Source organism: Rhizobium sp. SRDI969, from assembly GCF_025152725.1.
GTDB lineage: Bacteria > Pseudomonadota > Alphaproteobacteria > Rhizobiales > Rhizobiaceae > Rhizobium > Rhizobium leguminosarum_I.
The window spans coordinates 2191373-2211502 of the sequence record NZ_CP104035.1; the positions used below are offsets into that span (position 1 = coordinate 2191373).

Sequence of the window (20130 nt, forward strand, 5' to 3'; positions counted from 1 at the left end):
CGGAAATTGGCTCTGGGCTTTGAATCAGAGAACGAAAAAAGCGGAAGCCGAGCCTCCGCCTTTCGAAAATCACTGGTGAACCGGCAGTTCAGCCGGCAAGTGCCACGGCAACCGCCTCGATCGCTTCGTCGGCCTTCGAGCCGTCGGGGCCGCCGGCCTGCGCCATGTCCGGGCGGCCGCCGCCACCCTTGCCGCCGAGGGCGGCCGAGGCGATGCGGACGAGATCGACGGCGCTGTAGCGCTGCACCAGATCCGGCGTTACCGCGACGACGGCACTTGCCTTGCCGTCGTCGGAAACGCCGATCAGCGTGACGACGCCCGATCCGATGCTGGTCTTGCCGTCATCGGCAAGACCTTTCAAATCCTTGGGATCGACGCCCGAAATCGCCTTGCCGAGGAACTTGATGCCGGCGACTTCGCGCACGGCATCGACCGAGCCGCCCTGCCCGCCACCCATGGCGAGCTTGCGCTTGGCGTCAGCCAGTTCCTTTTCGAGCTTGCGGCGCTCGTCCATCAGCGCTTCGACACGCGACAGCACTTCGCCGGGCTGCACCTTCAGCGAGGCGGCGAGCGCCTTCACGCGTTCGTCCTGTTCGGCCAGATATTCGCGTGCCGACTCGCCGGTGACGGCCTCGATGCGACGGACGCCGGCGCCGACGGCGCTTTCGCCGAGAACGCGGATCAGGCCGATCTGGCCGGTGGCCCCGACATGCGTGCCGCCGCAGAGTTCGATCGAATAGGGCTTGCCGGCCTTGGCGCCGCGCACGCCCTCGCCCATCGCAACGACACGGACCTCGTCGCCGTATTTCTCGCCGAACAGCGCCATCGCGCCTTCGGCGATCGCATCGTCGACGCTCATTAGCCTCGTGGTAACCGGCGAATTCTGCAGCACGATCTCGTTTGCCATGTCCTCGACGATCTTCAGTTCCTCGGCCGACATCGGCTTCGGATGCGAAACGTCGAAACGCAGGCGCTCGGGCGCCACCAGCGAACCCTTCTGCGCCACATGAGTACCGAGCACTTCGCGCAGCGCCTCATGCAGCAGGTGGGTCGCAGAGTGGTTGGCGCGCAGCCGCGACCGGCGGGCATGATCGACCGTCAGCACGACGGCGTCGCCGTCCCTGACCACACCGTCGACGACAGTACCCTGATGCACGAACAGGCCTTCGCCCCTCTTCTGCGTATCTGAAATCTCGATCTTGCCGTGGTCGGACGAGATCACGCCGGTATCACCCATCTGTCCGCCGGATTCGCCGTAGAACGGCGTCTGGTTGACGACGATTTGGACCTTGTCGCCGGCCTTGGCCTCGGTCGAAACCGCGCCTTCTTTGACGATCGCCTGCACGACGCCTTCAGCCGTTTCAGTGTCGTAGCCCAGGAATTCGGTTGCACCGTGTTTTTCCCTAAGCTCGAACCAGACGGTTTCCGTCGCCTTCTCGCCGGAACCGGCCCAATGCGAGCGGGCTTCGGCCTTCTGGCGCTGCATCGCATCGGTGAAGCCGGAAATGTCGACGCCGATCTCACGGGCACGCAGTGCATCCTGTGTCAGATCGAGCGGGAAGCCATAGGTATCGTAGAGCTTGAAGGCGGTCTCACCATCCAGCATGTCGCCCTTGGAAAGATCCGTCGTCGCGTCCGACAGAAGCGACAGGCCGCGTTCCAACGTCTTGCGGAAGCGGTTTTCCTCCAGCTTCAGCGTTTCCGAGATCAACGCCTCGGCGCGCACCAGTTCCGGATAGGCGCGGCCCATCTGCTGCACCAGCGTCGGCAGCAGCTTGTAGACCAGCGGTTCCTTGGCGCCGAGCAGCTGTGCATGGCGCATGGCGCGGCGCATGATGCGGCGCAGTACATAACCACGGCCCTCATTCGACGGAAGCACGCCATCGGCGATCAGGAAGGCCGAGGAACGTAGGTGGTCGGCGATGACGCGGTGGCTGGCGCTGCCTTCCGCCTTGACGCCCATCGTGTCCTCGATGGTGCCGATCAACGTGCGGAAGAGATCGGTGTCGAACACGCTCTGAACGCCCTGCAGAACGGCGGCCATACGCTCCAGGCCCATGCCCGTATCGATCGACGGGCGGGGCAGCGGGTTGCGAACGCCGGGTTCGGTCTGCTCGAACTGCATGAAGACGAGGTTCCAGAACTCCAGGAACCGGTCGCCATCTTCCTCCGGGGAGCCCGGAGGGCCGCCCCAAACATTCTCACCCTGGTCGATGAAGATTTCCGAGCACGGGCCGCAGGGGCCGGTATCGCCCATCTGCCAGAAATTGTCGGATGTCGGGATGCGGATGATCTTGTCGTCGGAAAAGCCGGCGATCTTCTTCCACAGCGTCGCAGCTTCTTCGTCCTCGGAATAGACGGTCACCAGCAGGCGGTTCTTCGGAAGGTCGAAGCCTTCGGTGACGAGCTTCCAGGCAAGCTCGATCGCATTCTCCTTGAAATAGTCGCCGAAGGAGAAGTTGCCGAGCATCTCGAAGAAGGTCAGGTGGCGTGCAGTATAGCCGACATTGTCTAGGTCGTTGTGCTTGCCGCCGGCTCGCACGCATTTCTGCGAAGACGTCGCCGTCGAATAGGGACGCTTTTCGAGGCCGGTGAAGACGTTCTTGAACTGCACCATGCCGGCATTGGTGAACATCAGCGTCGGGTCGTTGCGCGGCACGAGCGGGCTCGACGGAACGATCTCGTGGCCGTTCTTCTTGAAATAGTCGAGGAAGGTCGACCGGATATCGTTCACGCCGCTCATGCTATGCCCTTCAATGCTGCCGGAGGCAGGTAAATACAAATCCATCGGCTTTTAACGTTCGCCTCCGCCACTGTCCAGCAGACAAACAAAGCCGGCCGCATTCTCATCAGGGAATGCGGCCGGCTTTGATGTTTGAAAGAACCGAGCGTGAAAATCACATTTCCGCGGCGGAGTCGCCATCATCCGGGTCCGGTCCGCCATTCTGCAGGAAGCGGTCGGCAATCAGGCCGGCATTCTGACGCAGCGACAGTTCAATCTCGCGGGCGAGATCCGGATTGTCGCGCAGGAAGGTCTTGGCGTTTTCGCGGCCCTGGCCGAGGCGCTGGCTGTTATAGGAGAACCAGGCGCCCGACTTTTCGACGATGCCGGCCTTGACGCCGAGATCGACCAGTTCGCCGGTCTTGGAAACACCCTCGCCGTACATGATGTCGAACTCGACCTGCTTGAAGGGCGGCGCCATCTTGTTCTTGACGACCTTGACGCGGGTCTGGTTGCCGATCACCTCTTCGCGCTCCTTGACCGCGCCGATGCGCCGGATGTCGAGGCGCACGGAGGCATAGAATTTCAGCGCATTGCCGCCCGTCGTCGTTTCCGGCGAACCGAACATGACGCCGATCTTCATGCGGATCTGGTTGATGAAGATCACCATGGTGTTCGACTTCGAGATCGAAGCGGTGAGCTTGCGCAGCGCCTGGCTCATCAGTCGTGCCTGCAGGCCGGGAAGGCTGTCGCCCATCTCGCCTTCGATTTCGGCGCGCGGCGTCAGGGCCGCGACGGAGTCGACGACGAGAACGTCGACCGCGCCGGAGCGCACCAGCGTATCGGTGATTTCGAGCGCCTGCTCGCCGGTATCGGGCTGCGAGATCAGCAGGTTCTGCAGGTCGACGCCAAGCTTGCGGGCATAGACGGGATCGAGCGCATGTTCGGCATCGACGAAGGCGCAGATGCCGCCCTTCTTCTGCGCTTCGGCAATCGTCTGCAGTGCAAGCGTCGTCTTACCGGAGCTTTCCGGTCCGTAGATTTCGATGATGCGGCCCCTCGGCAGGCCACCGACGCCGAGCGCGATATCGAGGCCAAGCGAGCCGGTCGAGATCGTCTCGATCTCGACAACGTTCTCGTTGGAGCCGAGCTTCATGATCGAGCCCTTGCCGAACGACCGCTCTATCTGTGAGAGTGCCGCTTCAAGCGCCTTGCTTTTGTCCACCGATTTGTCCTCTACCAGCCGCAATGAATTCTGAGACATCCCATCCACCTTTAGGTTATTGAAGCCGCTCTAGCAATGTCGAGTTTGTACTCCATTTGTTCCATTCTCGCAATAGGCGATCAAACAGTTGAAAGAAAAAGGTAAAACGACACGTGTTCTGCATTTGTTTTATCGATAAAAAGCAACGGCTTAGGCCAGAAATGCCGACTCGGCCGCGGAAGGGCGCGCTGTATCGATTCGTCCTTCGGGCATCGGGAGAGCGGATCGGATGAAGAAAAAGATTCTTGTTCTCGGCGGCGCCCATATCGACCGGCGCGGCCGCATCTCCGGCGAGACGGCGCCTGGCGCCAGCAATCCCGGCACATGGTTCGAGGAGCCGGGCGGCGGCGGCTTCAATGCGGCGCGCAACCTCTCAAGGCTCGGTTTTCAGGTGACTATGATCTCGCCGCGCGGCGGCGATCCGATGGGCGAGACGGTCGGAGAAGCTGCCGATTTCGCCGGCATCGACGACCGGCCCTTCGTCTTCCTCGACCGCAAGACGCCGAGCTACACGGCGATCATAGAGAAGGACGGCAATCTGGTGATCGCCCTTGCCGACATGGATCTTTACCGCTTCTTCGTGCCGCGGCGTCTCTCCATCCGCTGGGTGCGAGAGGCCTTCGCCGCGCATGATTTCATCCTCTTCGACGCCAACCTGCCGGAAGAGACGGTCGCGGCGATCGTCGCAAAGGCGCATTCGCTAGGCAAGCCCGTTGCGGCAATCGCCATCTCGCCGGCCAAGGTCGTCAGGCTGAAACCCTGCATCAGGAATATCGACTACCTGTTCCTGAATGAGGCTGAAGCCGCCGCCCTTGCCGGTGCACTGCCGGAAGACGCCGCCGGCTGGCCACCTTTGCTGAACGAGATCGGCGTCCGGAACGCCGTCGTTACTCGCGGTCAGCGCGAGCTCGTCGCACTTTGCGAGGGCCGCGCCGTAACACTGCAGCCGCCGATCGCCGACACCGTCGCCGATGTCACGGGTGCCGGCGACAGTCTTGCGGCCGGCACGCTCGCCGCCTTGATATCAGGCCTGCCGCTCGAAGAAGCCGTTCGTCACGGCACCGCAGCCGCCACCCTGACCGTCCAGTCGCGGCATGCCGTCAACGAAAATCTGACGCCCGATCTGCTGAATGAGGCGCTTGCCCTTGTTCCGAAGGTCAGAATTCTGCATTGAAGCGGCCAATTAAATAGTTGAGCATGATGTCGTCCGAAAACCGCTCGCACCTCGACATCATGCTCTGTCGATCACAGGACAAGACCATGACCAAGCCCATCTCCCCTCTTCTGCCGATCGCCTATTCGAAGGAAGTCGCCAGCGCCAAGCAGCGCGGCGCGCCACTGGTGGCACTGGAATCGACGATCATTACCCACGGCATGCCATATCCCGGCAATATCGAGATGGCCCGCAGCGTCGAGGCGATCATCCGCGAACAGGGTGCGGTGCCGGCAACGATCGCCGTCATTCACGGCACGCTGCATATTGGCCTTGAAGCCGGAGAACTGGAGCAACTCGCCAAGGCGACCGAAGTGATGAAGGTGTCGCGCGCCGATCTCGCCTTCGCCATCGCCGAGCGCCGCACCGGCGCCACCACAGTTGCGGCGACGATGATCGCGGCGGCGCGCGCCGGCATCCGCGTCTTTGCCACAGGCGGCATCGGCGGCGTGCATCGCGGCGCCGAGGAAAGCTTCGATATATCAGCAGATCTCGAGGAACTCGCCCGCACCGGCGTCATCGTCGTCTGTGCCGGCGCCAAGGCGATCCTCGACATTCCGAAGACGCTGGAAGTGCTGGAAACCCGCGGCGTGCCTGTCGTCACCTATGAGAGCGAGGAATTCCCCGCCTTCTGGTCGCGCTCCTCGGGCATCCGCAGCCCGCTGTCGCTGAACAGCCCGGCCGCCATCGCCAATTTCCAGACGGTGCGCGAGCAGCTCGGCGTCGACGGCGGCATGCTCGTTGCCAACCCCGTGCCGGAGGCCGACGAGATCGCGCGCGAGGAGATGGATATCTATATCGAGCGGGCGCTTGATAGCGCCGAACGCGACGAAGTGACCGGCAAGGCGGTCACACCCTATCTGCTCTCGACCATTTTCGACCTGACCGACGGCCAGAGCCTCAAGACCAATATTGCGTTGATTGAGAATAATGCGCGGCTTGCGGCTGAGATTGCGGTGGCGCTGGGTGAATGAGCGGTGATGGGGCTGGGGCCAGCATCGCCTTCAAAACGGGCATGCCGTGTAAGCCCCCTCTGCCCTGCCGGGCATCTCCCCCACAAGTGGGGAGACGACAAGCTGCGAGATCTTCGCATCACATCAACGTCTCGCCGAGCTGCAATGAATATTTGCTTGGGGAAGCCGGCGCGCCCAGCCGATCTCCCTCCTTGTGGGGGAGATGCCCGGCAGGGCAGAGGGGGGTGCGGCACGGCACAACGTGCCCTCCGACGCCCACCGCCCCTCACCCGTCCAACGTCTCCTTGACCACAACAGCTAGCTGCTTCAGTGAAAACGGCTTCGGCAAAAATCCGAATTTCGCCTCCGGCGGCAGATTGCGGGCGAAGGCATCTTCGGCATAACCCGAGACGAAGATGAACTTCATGTCGGGATAGGTCTTGCGCAGCTCGCGCAGCAGCGTCGGGCCGTCCATTTCGGGCATGACGACGTCGGAGACGACGATGTCGACCTTGCCGTCGAGTTCTTCCAAGATGGCCAGCGCCTCGACGCCCGAGCCCGCCTCGTGCACGGTATAGCCGCGCGTTTCCAGCATGCGTTTGCCGCCGCGGCGCACCGCCTCCTCGTCTTCGACGAGAAGGATGACGGCCGATCCGGTCAGGTCTTCCGGCTGCTGCGGCGACACCGGCAGCGGCACCACGTCGGCCCCGGCGATGGCGCCGTCGATCGAACCCGCTTCTGCCGCCACTGCCGGCTCCGGGATGTGGCGCGGCAGGAAGACGCGGAAGGTTGTCCCCTTGCCGACTTCGGATTCCGGCTGGATATAGCCCCCCGACTGTTTGACGATGCCGTAGACCATGGCGAGGCCAAGTCCCGTGCCCTTGCCGACATCCTTGGTGGTGAAGAAGGGCTCGAAGATCTTGTCCATGATCTCAGGCGCGATGCCGGTGCCGTTATCGGCGACTTCGACCAGCACCATGTCCTCGGCCGGCATGTAGGAATAGTTGAAAGCCGAGACCTCGGCGGCGGTCAGATTACGGGTGCGGAGTGTCAGCGTGCCGCCGTCGGGCATTGCGTCGCGGGCATTGACGCAGAGATTGATCAGCACCTGCTCGAACTGCGAAAGGTCTGTTTTGACAGGCCAGAGGTCGCGGCCATATTGCACGTCGAGCTTGACATTGGTGCCGGAAAGCAGCCGGTCGACCAGCATGCGCAAGTCGCCGACGACATCGGTGAGGTTCAGCACTGAAGGCCGCATCGTCTGCTTGCGCGAGAAGGCGAGCAGCTGGCGCACCAGCACGGCGGCGCGGTTGGCGTTGCGCTTGATCTCTATCAGGTCTGCAAAGCTGGCATCGGCCGGCCGCGCCTGCAGCAACAGGTGGTCGGCGGAAAGCAGGATCGCCGTCAGCACGTTGTTGAAATCATGCGCGATGCCGCCGGCAAGCGTTCCCACAGCATTCATCTTCTGCGTCTGCGCCATCTGCGCTTCCAGCGCCTTCTGCTCGGTCACCTCGACGGCATAGACGATCGCCGCCTCCTCGGGCGCCTCGTCGCTCTGGTCGATGACGGCATTGACATAGAAGCGGAAATAGCGCGCCTCGTCGGTCGGCGTGCGGGTGTCGAGGGGCGCGATGTCGCCCTGCCGGTCCTTGGCCGCCGCCAGCGCCGCGGCCAGCTGCGGCCGGTCGCTCTCCTGCACGATGGTTTCAAGATGCGGCGCCTTTTCGAGATCATCGCGCGAAACCACGGCGGAGAACATCTTCAGGAACGGCGCATTGGTCCGCAAGATGCGCCCGTTGCCGTCGACCGAGGCGATCGCCATCGGCGTATTGTTGAAGAAGCGCGTGAAGCGCATGGCGGCGGCCGAAGCGGACTGGCCGGCGGCATCGCTCTTTTCACGCGCCAAAACGATCGTCCGGCTTTCGCCGGGCGCGCCGTCGCGCATCGAGGTGACGCTATGGACGATCTGCACCGGCAGGCTCTGGCCGTTGCTCTTGCGCAGGTCGAGATCGAGCGTCACGGTCTTCTTGAGACCCGGTTCGGCCTGCACCGACTGGATCAGCGCCAGTCCCTCGCCCGCCACGACGTCGCCGATCGTCATCGAGCCCGGTACGAATTTGGTGAGGTCAAGGCCCAGCCATTCGGCAAGCGTCGCATTCAGGTAGAAGATCTCACCCTTCCTGCCGGCGGAAAAGAAGCCGGCCGGCGCGTGGTCGAGATAATCGATCGCGTTCTGCAATTCCTTGAAGAAGCGCTCCTGGTCGTCGCGCTCAGTGGTGATGTCGGTGATCTGCCAGATCTGCAGCGGTTTGCCGCCGTTCTCCTCCGGCCGCAGCAGCCGCGCCTTCAGCCGGTACCAATGCGCGCCGGAGCTGTTGCCGCCAGGCCCGACGGCGCGCAGCAGGCGAAATTCCTCCCGGCCTTCCTTGCCCTCGCGCAGGCCGTTGACCAGCCTGTAGAGCGCCTCGTTGGATTCGCGGTGGCGCGACAGCAACGTTTCCAGCGTCTGCACCTCGGTCGCCTTGCGCGCGCCGGTCAGCGCGCCATAGGCGGCATTGGCATAGATGATCCGGCCCTTTTCGTCGGTGATCAGTGTACCATCGGGATGGCTGTTGAGGAAAGCGCGCGCCAGGCTGTCGGATTGGCGCTGCGGCATCACCTCGATGAAGCCGATGACCGAGGATACCAGGAAGAAGATGCCGACCATGGCGAGCACGCCGAGACCGCCAAGCACGACCTCGTTGTCGAGCGATTTTTTGAAGAAAACGAAGGCGCCGGCAGCCGCGATCAGCACGAGCGCCAGCAGAAGAATGCGCAAGACCGTGCCAGAACGCCCCCCACGATCCACAAGCGGTGCGTTATAGTCGTCGGCCTGACGCGGTTTCGTCATATATTCCTCACATAAGCCCTCCTGCTTCGTAGCACGAACACGAAGCAGGAATCAGGCACTCTTTACCTTCTTAGCAATTTGCCGCGTCGGCAAAAACACCGCTAGCCGGCAAGACTGCTTGAATTCACAGGCAACAGCGCCATCTGCCCCGGAAGCCAACGCTGCCACCCGTGCGCAAGGTCGCCGGGTGCCAAGCAGCGGAACACGAAATCGCGTTCTCCCGTGACTGGACAGCACCGGCGGCCCTTGCCTAAGGAACGGAAAAGTCGTCAATATGTGCCGAATGCGAAATGGAGTAAGTGACTATGTTGGATGATGTTGTCGGAGCTTATGGCAGCCGTTTCCTGCTTGCGGCCGGTGGCGTCGGTCTGGCGCTTCTCGTGCTCATCATCGTGCTCTGGGTGATCCGCAGCCGGGCGCCCTCGCCCTTCGTGCGCGGCGGCCGCAATCGCCAGCCGCGCCTGCAGGTGCTGGATGCCGCAGCCGTCGATGCCCGTCGCCGGCTGGTGCTGGTGCGCCGCGACGACGTCGAGCACCTGATCATGATCGGCGGCCCGAGCGATATCGTCATCGAAAGCCGTATCCTGCCGGCAGCGGCCGAACAGCCGGACGGCGCCAGCCGCCCGCAACCCGTCGAGCAGCGGCCGATATCCGTCGCGCCGCCGGAAATGCCACAGGAAACGCCACCGGTTTCGCCACCGCGCCCACCGGTCGCAGCCCGCGTCGAGCCCGCCGCCGAGCCCTCTTTCGCTGCGCCGGCTTCGCCAGAGCCGCGCCCGCGCCCAGAGCCGTCGACCCAACCGCCTGTCCAGCCGGCCGTGGCACCGCCGGTGGTCACGAGCCCTCTTCCGGCAGAGCCGGTGACTGCTCCGCTGTCGGCCGTCGAACGCGACAATCTGCGTGCTGCCCCGCCCCAGCCGCGCCCGCCGGAGCGTCCCGCCGCTCCCCCAGCGGCGCAGCCCGCACCGTTCCACGATACCTCAAGTGCCGCCGAGATCCTCGAAGCCGCCCGTCAGCGCGTGCTGCCGCAGCACCGCATCGAACCCGAGGTCTCCGCCCCGCCTGTCCAGGAGATGCCGGCGGCCGCACGCGCCGCACCTGGTAGCGCCGAAGACGATTCGGCTACGCAGTCGGCAGCAGCGAGCCGTCTTGATTTCCAGCGGGTGCTGGAACAGGAAATGTCGAACAATCTGACGGCTGAACGCATCGTGCCGGCGCCGGCAAACCAGGCGCCCCGGCACGGAGCGCCGCAACCCGGAAACCTGCCGCGCCGCGATCCGGAAATGGCCCCGATCACCGGCGCCGATACCGATCTGCAAAAGGAAGTCGCCCGCATCTTCGGCGAGATGAGCGTCAACCGCGACAAGTGAGCGGAAACGCAGTCCGGCTTCAAGTTGCATAAAAGCCGCAATGCGGCGACTTTCAGTTCCCGATGTGTCAGGGGGCTCCATCTTGTGCTGATAATTTGTTATCGCTTCGGTTGAAGAGCATTGGCGCGTCGAGGTCATACTTTGCCTAAGTAAATACCGGTCTCACTCCAGTTTCACCCGTACTGCCGGACAGCGACACGCTGACGGCGTATGAACACGTTCATCGGGTGGTGGCGAGAGACCGGTCTGGCATTGTTACAATGTGCCATGTGCAGCTCCGCTGTCTCAGCTCTTCAGCCGCCCACAACATCGCCACACCGCGCCCGTAGGGGTTTTCTCAAGCACCATCCTGGTGGACTTCCGAACGGAAGACCAAGACGGTATGTGCAATACACTTCGGGTCCGATGGACCGTTGTTCCCAAGACAGCTCCCCAGCCTTGGATTGCATGCGGCGGATGCGGAGGCCTGAGAGCTTTCCAATCCAGCGGCAAGATCCGGCTCAACGCCAACGGTCGCAAGCTTGACGCTTGGCTTATCTACAAATGCCTGACCTGTGAAAGGACATGGAATCGACCAATCCTCGAGCGCCAGAATGTTCGCGACATCGATCCTGGCGTCCTTGCTGCGCTGCAGTCCAACGATCCGGATTGGATCAGGGCAGAAACCTTCAACCTCGATGCTCTCCGACGCAGATCGAAGCGTGTGGACGAATTTGTCGAATTTGAAATCGCGAAGGAGATGCAGCGCGAAACTGCACATTGGACGAGATTGACAATCGAACTGTTGGTCCCGTTTCCAACGAGCATACGCCTTGACCGCCTGCTGGCGTCCGAGCTGAAGATTTCACGCTCGCGGCTGCAGGCTCTTCACGATGAAGGCATGGTTCGGACAGATCCTGATCGAGCAGACGTCATGCGGCGGCGGATCAGGAATGGCACCCTGGTGTTGATTGACCTCGCCACGGAAGCTGACCGAGAGCAATCGTGGAAGCCTCTGGCGTCGGGAGATCCGCTGTAGTCGTCAAACCCGCCGCCACAAAGGCTCGAATCTCGGGACCTTTGCGGCTTGTTCTCCAACACGCGCGGACAATGGATAAACGAAAAAGCGCCGCGATCCGATCGCGGCGCCTATTCTGCTCTCATGCCTGCATGAAAACTCTCATTCGTCGCGATAGACTTTTTCGCGGCGTTCGTGACGCTCCTGCGCCTCGATCGACAGTGTCGCGATCGGGCGGGCGTCGAGGCGCTTGAGGCCGATCGGTTCGCCGGTTTCCTCGCAATAGCCGTAGGTGCCGTCTTCGATGCGCTGCAGTGCCGCATCGATTTTGGAAATCAGCTTTCGCTGCCGGTCACGGGCGCGAAGTTCGATCGCCCGATCTGTTTCCGACGACGCTCGGTCAGCGAGATCAGGATGGTTTGCGCTTTCCTCGGCCAGATGGTCGAGTGTCTCGCGCGCTTCTCTAAGGATATCATTTCTCCATGCAACCAGCTTGGCCCTGAAATAGGCACGCTGGTTTACGTTCATGAACTCTTCCTCTTCCGAGGGAACGTAATTGCTAAGATCGATCTTCTCACTCAACGCGATTCTCCTGAAGAACATCTCATCTGGCGGGGTGTATATCCCAAGCGCTAGCCGCGATTCAAGCCAAATACGACAGGTAAACAGATTTTTAAATCTGTCACAGTTTTCGGCTAACAGACTATTTTCTCATCATTATTCGGGCCTGCGTTTTTTGCTTCGCCTTCAAAACGCCGTGTTATCGGCCGCGTTTTGGGCAGCTGGAGCAGCGCTGACGGTTGACGCCGGCCGATTGCAACCGCTACTGAAAAGGCCCGCTGGATGTTGGATTTTCCCATGACCGTACCCCTGCCTCCGCCCAACCGCGTCTATCTGCTGCGTCACGCCGAGGCCGCCGGGGCCGAACCCGGGCAGCGCGATTTCGACCGGCCGCTCAACGAAAAGGGCTTCGGCGATGCCGAAATCATCGCCGATAAGACCGCCGACAAGGGCTACCGTCCCGATCTTCTGATCAGTTCTACGGCGCTGCGCTGTCGCGATACCGCCGATGCGGTGTACCGGGCGATGGGCCTTACGCTCGAAGTTCGTTATGTCGACGCGCTCTATAACGCCACGGTCGACAACTATCTCGAGATCATCGATTCGCAGGACGAGGCTGCTGTCATGCTGGTCGGCCACAATCCGACAATGGAGCAGGCGCTGGAGGCGCTGATCGGTCACGAGGCTATGGCAGGCGCGCTTCCCGGCGGCTTCCCGACGGCAGGCCTTGCCGTCGTCGATTACGACGCTTCCGCCGCAGTCTGGCGCCTCACCGATTTCGTGGTCGTCTGAAGACTTTCGCGCCGCTTCTTTCGCGGGCGGCGCGCCCTTCCTATATTGCCGTCAGTCACCAACCGGAATCGCGCCTTGCCGCCACGACTGACATCCTTTGCCGATGACGCCCGCATCGCCTTCGATAATCTCGCCGACCGGGCGAGCGGCCTCGTCAATCCGACCGTGCGCCTCGGCGTTACCGGGCTCTCCCGCTCCGGCAAGACGGTCTTCATCTCCTCATTGGTTCACAATCTGCTGCATGGCGGCCGACTGCCGCTGTTCGAGCCGGTCCAATCCGGCCGCGTCTCGGCGGTGCGGCTGGAACCGCAGCCGGATGATGCCGTGCCGCGCTTCCAGTACGAGGACCATATCCGCGCGCTGGTGAAGGACCGTATCTGGCCGGATTCGACCCGCGCCATCTCCGAGCTGCGCATCACGCTGGATTATCAGAGCGCCAGCGGCTGGAACCGGTTGTTTTCGCCCGGCCGCCTGTCGATCGATATCGTCGATTATCCCGGCGAATGGTTGCTCGACCTGCCGCTGCTCGGCAAGAATTACCGCACCTTCAGCGAGGAAACGTTGGCACTTGCCGAAACCGGCGTCCGCTCCGAGCTGTCGCGCCCATGGCTGGCGCTGACGCGCGCCACTGACATCCATGCCGGCGCCGACGAGATGATCGCCCGCGACCTCGCCGCCGCTTTTGCCGATTATCTCAAAGCCTGCAAGGCCGACGAACGCTCGCTTTCCACCCTGCCGCCTGGCCGCCTGCTCCTGCCCGGCGATCTCGACGGCTCGCCGGCATTGACCTTTGCGCCGCTGGCTCTGCCGCCGGACGGACGTGCCGGCCGCGGTTCGCTCTGGACGATGATGGAGCGGCGCTACGAGGCCTATAAATCCGTCGTCGTCAAACCCTTCTTCCGCGAGCATTTCGCCCGCCTCGACCGCCAGATCGTCCTGGTCGATGCGCTGCAGGCGATGAACCGCGGCCCCGAAGCCGTGCAGGATTTGGAGCGCGCGCTGACCGATGTGCTTGCCTGCTTCCGCCCCGGCACCAATTCGCTGCTCTCCTCCCTGCTCGGGCGGCGCATCGACCGCGTACTGGTTGCCGCCACCAAGGCCGATCATCTCCACCATGAAAGCCACGACCGGCTCGACGCGCTGACCCGCCGCCTGGTGGACCGCGCCATCGACCGCATCGGCATCGCCGGCGCCGGCATCGACGTCATGGCGCTTGCCTCCGTGCGGGCCACCCGCGAGGCGACCGTCAAGCGTGACGGCCATGAACTGCCGGTCATCGTCGGCACGCCGATGGAGGGCGAAGCCATTGCCGGCGAGCGCTTTGACGGCCAGAGAAAGACCGCGATCTTTCCCGGCGACCTGCCGGAGGATCCGGAAAGCCTGTTCGACCTCATCGCCTCGCGTGTAACCGGTGTGCAGCTGCCCGATGTCAATGTCGTCAGGTTCCGCCCGCCGCATCTTGAGGAAACCGGCGGCGGCATCAAGCTGTCGGTGCCGCATATTCGCCTCGACCGTGCCATGCAGTTTCTGTTCGGAGACCGTCTCGCATGAGCAAGCCCCCGTCCGATCCGCCGCGCCGCGCGCCCGCCGCCTTCAGCTATGAGGACGAAGCCACCGAGCGGCGTGACAACGGCCGGCAAGGAGGTGAGCGGCGCAAGCCGGAAAGCTTCTCGGAGCATATCGTCGTGACGCCTGATGAGGACGATCCCTTCCTCAATCCCGACAAGGATCTGAGCGCGGTCCCCGTTGCAGCGCCGCGCAAGCGGCGGACCTCCTTCGGCAAGATCGCCGCCGGCGCCTTCGGCATCCTGCTGTCGCTCGCCATCGGCCTCTGGACCGATAGCCTGATCCGCGATCTCTTCACCCGCGCCGACTGGCTGGGTTATGCGGCCCTTGCCGTGCTGGCGGTCGGCATTCTCGCCGTACTCGCCCTCGCCATCCGCGAAACCATCGGCATGATGCGCCTTACCGCCGTCCAGAAGATCAAGGCCGAAGCCGAGGCGGCGATCATCGAGACGCGGCCGGCCAAGGCGCGCGCCGTCGTCGCCCAGCTGACTGCGCTGCTCTCGGCAGATCCCGAGACATCGAAGGGCCGTGCGACGCTGAAGGCGACCGAGGGCGAGGTCATCGATCCCCCGCATCTGATCGCGCTGGCCGAGCGCGAACTGCTCGCTCCGCTCGACCGCAAAGCCCGCGCCCTGATCGTCAATGCCTCCAAGCGCGTCTCGATCGTCACCGCCGTCAGCCCGCGCGCCGTGGTCGACCTGCTCTACGTGCTCTATGAGGCCGTGCGCCTCATTCGCGCCATGGCCGAGCTTTACGGCGGCCGTCCCGGCACGCTCGGCATGTTCCGCCTGCTGCGCGACGTGCTGGCGCATCTGGCCGTCACCGGCTCGATCGCCGTCGGCGATAACCTGGTGCAGCAGGTGCTCGGCCATGGACTGGCCTCCAAGCTCTCAGCGCGGCTGGGCGAAGGCGTCATCAACGGCCTGATGACCGCCCGCATCGGAATCGCTGCGATGGATCTCTGTCGTCCGCTCGCCTTCCGCGCCCTGAAGCGGCCGGGAATCGGTGATTTCATCGGCGATCTCACCCCGTCCATGTCGCCGCGCGGCAACAATCCTTGAACGAAACAGCGATTCCGCAGCTTTCGACTCCCCTTGCGTAATGCCAGAGAAGTTTCAACAGATTCAATAATGTAGTGACGGGAGTTTAAAATCGATGCCGCACGAAAGCCGTACGCTGCCTCGTATTTCGGCACAATTGAAAGGAAGGATTAACCATTCTTCGGCAAAACTTGCAGCCAGTTCGTGAGTGGTGTTTGCCAAGGAAAATCCATGTATTCGCGCAAGTTTCTCATCGTATGCGGCTTGGCCGCCGCGGCATTGTCTCCCGTCGCAGATGTCGCTCCGGCAGCCACTGCTGCAACCCGTGACAAGGCCTTCTTCGATTCCGTCGCCGGCTCATGGAAGGGCCCCGGCGAAATCGTCGCCGGCAAATATAAGGGCACGAAATTCACCTGCAACCTGATCGGTGAGCCCACAGGCGACAGCAGCGCCGGCATCAAACTCGACGGCACCTGCCGCGTCGGCGTCTTCAAGCAGCCGATGACCGCCGTCATCTCGCAGTCGGGCTCGACCTACAAGGGCAAGTTCCTCGACGGCGCCGCCGGCAAGGGCCTTGACGTCGTCTCCGGCGCCGTCTCCGAGGATACCGTCGTCGTCGGCATCAACCGCGCCAAGCTGAATGGCGCAATGATCGCCCGCGTGCGCGACGACAAGACGATGAACGTCACCGTTTCGGTCAAGGTCGAAAGTCAGATGGTGCCGGTCATCGGCCTGACGCTGACCCGCCAGGTCGACGAGATGGCCGTCGGTTCCATCGAGTAGGCAAATCCCACAGCGGATTTTCCTGAAGCGGCGGGTTTCCGCCGTTTTGCGTTTCAGGTCCCCTTGCTTCAGGCGCTCAGCCACCAGTCGCGACTATCGTCTGCGACCTCGATTCCGGTCACCTCCGCATCCGACAACCACTCACTCACCGCCCTGCCCCTCACGAGCAGACCCGGCGCTATATCGGCAAGCGGCATCAGCACGAAACCGCGATCGGTCATGCGCGGATGCGGCAGTTCCAGCCGCGGCGCGTCCTGGACCACATCGCCATAGGTCAGCACGTCGATATCGAGCGTGCGCGGCCCCCAGCGCTCGATGCGCTCGCGTTTCATTTCGCGTTCGATCGACAGGCAGACATCGAGCAAAGCCTCAGGCGCCAGCCTGGTCTCGACGGCGGCGCAGGCGTTGAAGAAGAAGGATTGGTCCGTCTTGCCCCAGGGCGGCGTGCGATAGAGCCGCGAGACCGCCGTAACCCGACAGTCGTCCCGTCCGTCCAGCCTCTGCAGCGCCGCCGCCATCGCCTTTACGGGATCGCCGATATTGCCGCCGAGACCGAGTGTGGCGGATTGCAGTGCGGCCTCAGGCAAAATGCTCAACGCTCACCTGCACGAAATCGAGCACGCCAGGGACCGGCGCGTTCGGCTTGCGCACCGTGATCTTCGCCCGCCGCACCTGCGGGAATGTCTCGCAGAGCCCCTTGGCGATGTCGAGCGCCAGTGCTTCGATCAGGTAGCGCCGTTTGCCCGTGACGATCTGCTCGATCACGGTGAAGGCGACACCGTAATTGACGGTATCGTTGATCGAATCGCTTTCCAGCGCCTCGCCGGCGACGACATCGAGCTCGGCATCGACGAAGAAGCGCTGACCAAGGAATTCCTCCTCGTCATGCACGCCGTGGCGCGCGAAGAAGGCGCAGTTCTGCAGCGTAATCGTGTAGGTGGTCATGTCGGCCGCTTCCTCTCGAATTCCTGGCGCGCATTGAGCATAGCATCGGCGATATCAAGCGCATCCCTGTTGATTGCGACATTGTGCACGCGGAAAACCGCAGCCCCTTGAAGTCTGAGCAGTGCGCTGGTCGCAGCCGTCGCTGCATCCCTGTCCTGTGCCTCACGCCCCGTCACCGCGCCGAGGAAACGTTTGCGCGACGTACCGGCGAGCAGCGGCAGACCGAAGCGGGAAAGTTCGGAAAACCGCGCCATCAGTTCCAGGTTTTCTTCCGCAGTCTCCTTGGCGAAGCCGAAGCCCGGATCGAGCACGATGCGATCGCTGTTGACGCCTGACGAAGCGGCGATCGCAAGCGACCGCTCGAGGAAATGCACTTGGTCGGCGATCACATCGACAAGTTTTACCCTGTCGCGACCGGTGTGCATGATACAGAGTCCGGCTCCGGTCACCGCGGCTATATCGGCGATATCGGGCTCCTTCTGCAGCCCGAAGACGTCGTTGACGATGTGGGCGCCGGCACTGATTGCCAGCCGCGCCGTCTCGGCGCGATAGGTGTCGATGGAAATCAGCGCCTTGGTACGGCCGCGCAGCGCCTCTATGACGGGCAGCACGCGCGCCTGCTCCTCGGAAGGGCTGACGGTTGCTGCGTTCGGCCGGGTCGATTCACCGCCGATATCGACAATCCCGGCACCCTCGCTCACCGCCCGCAACGCCTGTTCGACTGCTGCATCGACGGTTTCAAAGCGTCCGCCGTCGGAGAAGGAGTCCGGCGTCACGTTGATGATCGCCATGATCATCGAACGACGGCCGAGTTCGATCTCTCGGCCATGGCCGACACGCCACAATCTGCCTTCGAGCCCTGTCACCAGACTTATCCCATTGGAGACGAAAAAAGCGCCATCCGATATTGCGCTTGTGGTGGCTATGCCCCAAGCTCCCGTCGATTTCAACACGGGTTGCGTTCAGAATGCCGCTTGCAGTGCGTTATATGGTCCTTCCTATCGCCTTTTCCATTGCTCTTTCCCTCTGCAGCCCCGTGGCAGCCGAAGTGATCGCATCGAAAAGCTATTCTTATTTCGACATTCGCGGCAAAACCGCGGATGAGCTCGACCGCGAACTCAGCCGGCGCGGGCCGACAGCGAGCGGCTCTTCGGCGCGTCATCCCGGCGCCACGAAGATCCGCTTCGGCGGCGAGGCAACCTACATTCAGGATAACGGGCGCTGCCGCGTCGGCAGCGTCAAGGTCACGGTTCACACCCAGATCATCCTGCCGCGCTGGAGCAGCCGCAAGGGCGCCAGCAAGGAGCTGTCGATGATCTGGGACGCTCTGTCGAGCGATATCAAGCGCCACGAGGAGCGCCATGCCGAGATCGCCCGTGATCAGGCCCGCGCCATGGAGCGCGCCATCCGGGCGCTGCCGCAGCAGCGCAGCTGCGAAGCCATGCAGGAACTCGTCTCCGGCGAATCAGCTCGCGGTATAGAGGAGCACGACCGGCAGCAGGCGCGATTCGACCGGGTCGAGGCGGTCAATTTTCAGAAGCGCATGTTGAGGTTGCTGAACAATCGAATCAATGGTCGAGCCAGCGCAAAATAAGGCTTTTTCAGTCTTGTTGCGAGCGGAAAACCTTAGCTGCACAACGAAACTTGTGCGAAACTTGCACCCTCCCCAGCGATTGAATGGTCATTTTTCATCCTGGCAGACTCAACCGGAACGCATTAATATGAACACATTCGAAAGTTCAGGTACGGCATCTGCACTTTCATCGCTGGGTTCTCCTGGCGCGTTCCGAAGCCGCGGATGTTCCTCCCTCATCCGTAGGTAATGCGCCCGCCTCGCCTCGCTCGCTCTAGCGCGCGAGGCGTCTTTTTTGATATCGAATTTTTCGGCGACGTTTGAAGCGCTGCGCTTCAGGCCTGGCGTTCCGGCACGTGCACCACGAGCCCGTCATAGACGGCCTTCATCCGGATCTGGCAGGACAGCCGCGAGGTCGGGCGTACATCGAAGGCGAAGTCGAGCATGTCCTCTTCCATCGCTTCCGGCTGGCCGACCTTCTCCGTCCACTCCTCGTCGACATAGACATGACAGGTCGCGCAGGCGCAGGCGCCGCCGCATTCGGCCTCGATGCCGGGCACCGAATTGCGCACGGCATTCTCCATCACGGTGGAGCCTTGGTCGACGTCGAGGTCGAAGCGCGTGCCGTCGAAGGCGACGATGGTAAGTTTGGGCATCAGAACTATTTCCGGTCTTCAGGTGGATGGGCGGATTTTCTTCCGACAATTCGACGCGTCAGTCAACATTGGGAAATCCGCGACAGCCTCGCAGATCGGGCCTTCGCCCGCCGTCTTCAAAGCGTCATCAGGGACGTCGCAAAAAGACCCGTGGTTCCGCAATGGAACAACGGGCCTCGTTCGAACGGTACCTCATGCATATCGCCCAAAAATATGCGGCGGTTTTGGCACAGCGACATGCGTCGGTGAAGACCTAGAGATCAGCCGCGGCAGAGCTTCAGGATGAAATTCTCGGCGTCGATAACGGCAGCGCCGAGCGCTGCCGTCGCGCCGGCATCACCGCCGGTTTCCTCGACGGCTTCCGCCGTCTGCGACACGCGGAACGCGCCGACGGAGCTTGCCGCACCTTTCAGCCGGTGCGCGGCTGCGCCAATACGGATGGTTTCGCCGCTTGCAATATCCTGGAGGCAGGCACGGGCCTGGCGCGCAAACATCTGAAGGACTTCGATTTCCAACGTCTTGTCGCCCATCGTCTGCTTAGCGAGATGGACCAGATCGATCGGCCGGACCTTCGAAGGACACGGTCCCTTTGCATTATCCGGCGCCTCGAATACGATGTTCAATGCTGCCATCTGGGCTGCCATTGCCAATTCTCCCGTCTCTATCGTCCGCAGTTGCAACAGTTCTGCGTCCGGAGAGTGGCCATCACGTTAAATTCGGGCACATTCAGGGCGGAAATCTCGCCATATGGTTAACGTCCGTTAAATATCCCTAAATTATTGGTTTTTAAGCGATGCCTCGGATT

At 62.5% G+C, this 20130-nt stretch carries 18 protein-coding genes; 9 read left to right on the forward strand and 9 right to left on the reverse strand.

The features are described from left to right. Positions 1–88: 88 nt before the first annotated feature. Complete coding sequence (gene alaS / locus N2A41_RS11090) at positions 89–2743, reverse strand: alanine--tRNA ligase (RefSeq protein WP_260110941.1); 2655 nt, start codon at positions 2741–2743, stop codon at positions 89–91. Between the two features lie 154 nt (positions 2744–2897). Next, entirely contained in the window at positions 2898–3986 is a 1089-nt protein-coding gene (recA, locus tag N2A41_RS11095; protein ID WP_003568997.1) for a recombinase RecA, read from the reverse strand. A 229-nt stretch (positions 3987–4215) separates the two neighbouring features. Between recA and N2A41_RS11100 the strand changes: the two genes are divergently transcribed. Both N2A41_RS11100 and N2A41_RS11105 read left to right on the forward strand, forming a co-directional pair. After that, positions 4216–5160, forward strand: coding sequence for a carbohydrate kinase family protein (locus N2A41_RS11100; RefSeq protein WP_260110942.1), 945 nt, complete (start codon positions 4216–4218; stop codon positions 5158–5160). 86 nt (positions 5161–5246) lie between these two features. After that, the gene (locus tag N2A41_RS11105; RefSeq protein ID WP_260110943.1) at positions 5247–6173 is read left to right on the forward strand and encodes a pseudouridine-5'-phosphate glycosidase; all 927 of its coding nucleotides are present in this window, start codon (positions 5247–5249) and stop codon (positions 6171–6173) included. Between the two features lie 265 nt (positions 6174–6438). On the opposite strand, the gene cckA is transcribed toward N2A41_RS11105, so the two are convergent. After that, a complete protein-coding gene (gene cckA, locus N2A41_RS11110) occupies positions 6439–9042 on the reverse strand; it encodes a cell cycle histidine kinase CckA (RefSeq protein ID WP_260110944.1) in 2604 nt (867 codons plus the stop codon). Between the two features lie 299 nt (positions 9043–9341). On the opposite strand from cckA, the gene N2A41_RS11115 reads away from it, so the two are divergent. Continuing rightward, positions 9342–10412, forward strand: coding sequence for a flagellar biosynthetic protein FliO (locus N2A41_RS11115; RefSeq protein WP_260110945.1), 1071 nt, complete (start codon positions 9342–9344; stop codon positions 10410–10412). A gap of 382 nt (positions 10413–10794) precedes the next feature. After that, complete coding sequence (locus N2A41_RS11120) at positions 10795–11430, forward strand: DUF1062 domain-containing protein (protein ID WP_260110946.1); 636 nt, start codon at positions 10795–10797, stop codon at positions 11428–11430. 141 nt (positions 11431–11571) lie between these two features. Here N2A41_RS11120 and dksA read toward each other — a convergent pair whose 3' ends face one another. Continuing rightward, on the reverse strand, positions 11572–11991 hold the full coding sequence (gene dksA, locus N2A41_RS11125) for an RNA polymerase-binding protein DksA (RefSeq protein WP_017964517.1): 420 nt from the start codon (positions 11989–11991) through the stop codon (positions 11572–11574). A 276-nt stretch (positions 11992–12267) separates the two neighbouring features. Between dksA and N2A41_RS11130 the strand changes: the two genes are divergently transcribed. The 4 genes from N2A41_RS11130 to N2A41_RS11145 all read left to right on the forward strand — a co-directional run bounded on the left by N2A41_RS11130 (position 12268) and on the right by N2A41_RS11145 (position 16151). Further along, positions 12268–12762, forward strand: coding sequence for a SixA phosphatase family protein (locus N2A41_RS11130; RefSeq protein WP_170255780.1), 495 nt, complete (start codon positions 12268–12270; stop codon positions 12760–12762). A 75-nt stretch (positions 12763–12837) separates the two neighbouring features. Then, positions 12838–14313, forward strand: a complete 1476-nt coding sequence (locus tag N2A41_RS11135) for a YcjX family protein (RefSeq protein WP_260110947.1) — start codon at positions 12838–12840, stop codon at positions 14311–14313. Beyond that, entirely contained in the window at positions 14310–15389 is a 1080-nt protein-coding gene (locus N2A41_RS11140; protein WP_260110948.1) for a YcjF family protein, read from the forward strand. The genes N2A41_RS11135 and N2A41_RS11140 overlap by 4 nt, the downstream gene beginning before the upstream one ends. Before the next feature lie 210 nt (positions 15390–15599). Beyond that, positions 15600–16151, forward strand: coding sequence for a hypothetical protein (locus N2A41_RS11145; RefSeq protein ID WP_017964521.1), 552 nt, complete (start codon positions 15600–15602; stop codon positions 16149–16151). A gap of 68 nt (positions 16152–16219) precedes the next feature. Here the strand turns inward: N2A41_RS11145 and folK are convergent, their stop codons facing one another. From folK to folP, 3 genes are read right to left on the reverse strand one after another with little or no spacing between them, the layout of a single operon-like run. After that, complete coding sequence (gene folK, locus N2A41_RS11150; RefSeq protein WP_017964522.1) at positions 16220–16738, reverse strand: 2-amino-4-hydroxy-6-hydroxymethyldihydropteridine diphosphokinase; 519 nt, start codon at positions 16736–16738, stop codon at positions 16220–16222. Continuing rightward, the gene (gene folB, locus N2A41_RS11155; RefSeq protein ID WP_017964523.1) at positions 16731–17096 is read right to left on the reverse strand and encodes a dihydroneopterin aldolase; all 366 of its coding nucleotides are present in this window, start codon (positions 17094–17096) and stop codon (positions 16731–16733) included. The genes folK and folB overlap by 8 nt, the downstream gene beginning before the upstream one ends. Further along, on the reverse strand, positions 17093–17962 hold the full coding sequence (folP, locus tag N2A41_RS11160; RefSeq protein WP_260110949.1) for a dihydropteroate synthase: 870 nt from the start codon (positions 17960–17962) through the stop codon (positions 17093–17095). Before folP ends, folB begins: the two co-directional genes overlap by 4 nt. Positions 17963–18063: 101 nt before the next feature. On the opposite strand from folP, the gene N2A41_RS11165 reads away from it, so the two are divergent. Further along, positions 18064–18690: a DUF922 domain-containing Zn-dependent protease gene (locus N2A41_RS11165; RefSeq protein ID WP_260110950.1), complete on the forward strand. Its 627-nt coding sequence runs from the start codon at positions 18064–18066 to the stop codon at positions 18688–18690. Between the two features lie 314 nt (positions 18691–19004). On the opposite strand, the gene N2A41_RS11170 is transcribed toward N2A41_RS11165, so the two are convergent. After that, positions 19005–19325, reverse strand: a complete 321-nt coding sequence (locus N2A41_RS11170) for a 2Fe-2S iron-sulfur cluster-binding protein (protein WP_003540151.1) — start codon at positions 19323–19325, stop codon at positions 19005–19007. A gap of 260 nt (positions 19326–19585) precedes the next feature. After that, the gene (locus tag N2A41_RS11175; protein ID WP_017964526.1) at positions 19586–19969 is read right to left on the reverse strand and encodes an Hpt domain-containing protein; all 384 of its coding nucleotides are present in this window, start codon (positions 19967–19969) and stop codon (positions 19586–19588) included. Positions 19970–20130: the final 161 nt, after the last annotated feature.

Coding starts and splice junctions, on each gene's coding strand:
- folB (WP_017964523.1), bottom strand. CDS start 17,096: ATGACCACCTACACGATTACGCTGCAGAACTGCGCCTTCTTCGCGCGC.
- recA (WP_003568997.1), bottom strand. CDS start 3,986: ATGTCTCAGAATTCATTGCGGCTGGTAGAGGACAAATCGGTGGACAAA.
- N2A41_RS11175 (WP_017964526.1), bottom strand. CDS start 19,969: ATGGCAGCCCAGATGGCAGCATTGAACATCGTATTCGAGGCGCCGGAT.
- N2A41_RS11130 (WP_170255780.1), top strand. CDS start 12,268: ATGACCGTACCCCTGCCTCCGCCCAACCGCGTCTATCTGCTGCGTCAC.
- alaS (WP_260110941.1), bottom strand. CDS start 2,743: ATGAGCGGCGTGAACGATATCCGGTCGACCTTCCTCGACTATTTCAAG.
- N2A41_RS11165 (WP_260110950.1), top strand. CDS start 18,064: ATGCCGCTTGCAGTGCGTTATATGGTCCTTCCTATCGCCTTTTCCATT.
- N2A41_RS11145 (WP_017964521.1), top strand. CDS start 15,600: ATGTATTCGCGCAAGTTTCTCATCGTATGCGGCTTGGCCGCCGCGGCA.
- N2A41_RS11100 (WP_260110942.1), top strand. CDS start 4,216: ATGAAGAAAAAGATTCTTGTTCTCGGCGGCGCCCATATCGACCGGCGC.
- N2A41_RS11140 (WP_260110948.1), top strand. CDS start 14,310: ATGAGCAAGCCCCCGTCCGATCCGCCGCGCCGCGCGCCCGCCGCCTTC.
- cckA (WP_260110944.1), bottom strand. CDS start 9,042: ATGACGAAACCGCGTCAGGCCGACGACTATAACGCACCGCTTGTGGAT.
- N2A41_RS11120 (WP_260110946.1), top strand. CDS start 10,795: ATGTGCAATACACTTCGGGTCCGATGGACCGTTGTTCCCAAGACAGCT.
- N2A41_RS11170 (WP_003540151.1), bottom strand. CDS start 19,325: ATGCCCAAACTTACCATCGTCGCCTTCGACGGCACGCGCTTCGACCTC.
- N2A41_RS11105 (WP_260110943.1), top strand. CDS start 5,247: ATGACCAAGCCCATCTCCCCTCTTCTGCCGATCGCCTATTCGAAGGAA.